This is a genomic window from Nostocoides australiense Ben110, assembly GCF_001050535.1.
GTDB classification, from domain to species: domain Bacteria; phylum Actinomycetota; class Actinomycetes; order Actinomycetales; family Dermatophilaceae; genus Nostocoides_A; species Nostocoides_A australiense.
Genome location: NZ_HG764815.1, coordinates 3,917,540 through 3,919,229 on the forward strand (window position 1 = coordinate 3,917,540; position 1,690 = coordinate 3,919,229).

Here is a 1,690-nt window from a genome sequence, read left to right on the forward strand (position 1 = left end):
CTAGGAGACTGCTGAACAAAAGGCGCGCCTCCCCGGGGGTCGGGCGTGGGCCTGGAATTCTGGGCTCATGCAAGGTGAGGCAGATCGGCAGCGTGAGCTGCTGGACGTGGAGTCGCTGGCCGGGCACCTGCTCGAGCCGGGCAGCGTGTTCGCGCTGCTGGCGCAGCATCGCGATCGGCTGTTCCCACACGAGTTGTTCGCCGATCTGTTCCCCTCTGGACGGGGCAGGCCCTCGATCCCCGGCGAGGTGATCGCCTCAGTGATCCTGCTCCAAGCGCTCTACGGTCATTCGGACCGCGAAGCGGTTGAGGCGTTGACCTTCGACCTGCGGTGGAAGGCGGCGTGCGGGTATGCGATTGATGCGAAGGGCTTCGACCCGTCGACGTTGACCTACTGGCGGCGCCGGCTGGCAGCCAGCGAGCGTCCGCAGCGGATCTTCGAGGTCGTGCGTGAGGTGATCACTGAGACCGGCGCGCTGAAGGGCAAGACGCGTCGGGCGTTGGACTCCACGGTCCTCGATGACGCGGTGGCCCGTCAGGACACCGTGACGCAGCTGATCGCCCAGATCCGCCGGGTCGGTCGGGAGGTGCCCGGGGCCGTTGAGCTGATCGAGGCTCACTGCACACGTCTGGCGGGGTTGACCGGGCAGGACTACGCCGCCACCGGCAAGCCACCGATCGCGTGGGACGATCCCGCTGCCCGCGACGAGCTGGTCACTGCTCTGGTCGGCGACGCACTGGCTTTGCTGGCCGCGCTCAACATCGAGGCGATCACCGAGGCAGGCGGGAAACCGGCCGACGCGGTGGCGCTTCTGGCGCTGGTCGCGGGTCAGGACGTCGAGCCTGCCGAGGACTCTGATGGCACCGACGGCCGTTGGCGGATCGCACGGAGAACGGCCCCGGATCGGGTGATCTCGACCGTTGATCCTGATGCCCGGCACGCCCACAAGACCCGCGAACGGCGCCAGGACGGGTTCAAGGCCCACGTGGTCGTCGAGCCCGACACCGGTCTGACCACGAGGTGTGAGCTGACCAAGACCAACGGCCCGGAGAACTCCGACGCCCGGGTGGGTGCTGCTCTGGTCACCTCCGACACCACGATCGACAACGGCCAGCAACTCGAAGTGCTCGGCGACTCGGCCTACGCCACCGGCGACATGCTCCACGCCTTGGACCGCAAGCAGTGGCTCCCGTTGCTCAAGCCGTGGCCGTTGCGGCCCGCCGTCGACGGCGGTTTCACCATCGACGACTTCACCCACGACCCCACCGCCGGGACGCTGACATGTCCGGCCGAGGTGACCCGCCAGATCACCAAAGCCGGCAACGCCATCTTCGGCAGCGCCTGCGCCAGCTGCCCCTTGCGCGCCCAATGCACCACCGCCAAGGACGGTCGCACCGTGACGGTCGGCAAACACGACCTGCTCCAACGCGAACACCGCCAACGCGCCGCCGGGGAGGACTTCAAAGTCGTCTACCGCCAGCACCGGCCGATGGTCGAACGCTCGATCGCCTGGCTCACCCGCGGCAACCGACGCGTCCCCTACCGCGGGATCGAGAAGAACAACAACTGGCTCCACCACCGCACCGCCGCACTCAACCTGCGCCGGCTCCTCGCTATGGGACTGAGCCACCAAGACGGGGCCTGGGCCCTCAGCTGAACCAATGCCGAGCCCGGCCCAGGGCCAGGGCCA

1 protein-coding gene is annotated in these 1,690 nt (G+C 68.3%); it reads left to right on the forward strand.

Annotated elements, in window-relative coordinates; all coding sequences use genetic code 11:
- Positions 1–67: 67 nt before the first annotated feature.
- Entirely contained in the window at positions 68–1,657 is a 1,590-nt protein-coding gene (locus tag BN11_RS19285; protein ID WP_048699977.1) for an IS1182 family transposase, read from the forward strand.
- The last annotated feature ends 33 nt before the right edge of the window (positions 1,658–1,690 follow it).

Excerpts from the sequence above, each read along its gene's own strand:
- BN11_RS19285 (WP_048699977.1), top strand. The coding sequence starts at position 68 with ATGCAAGGTGAGGCAGATCGGCAGCGTGAGCTGCTGGACGTGGAGTCG.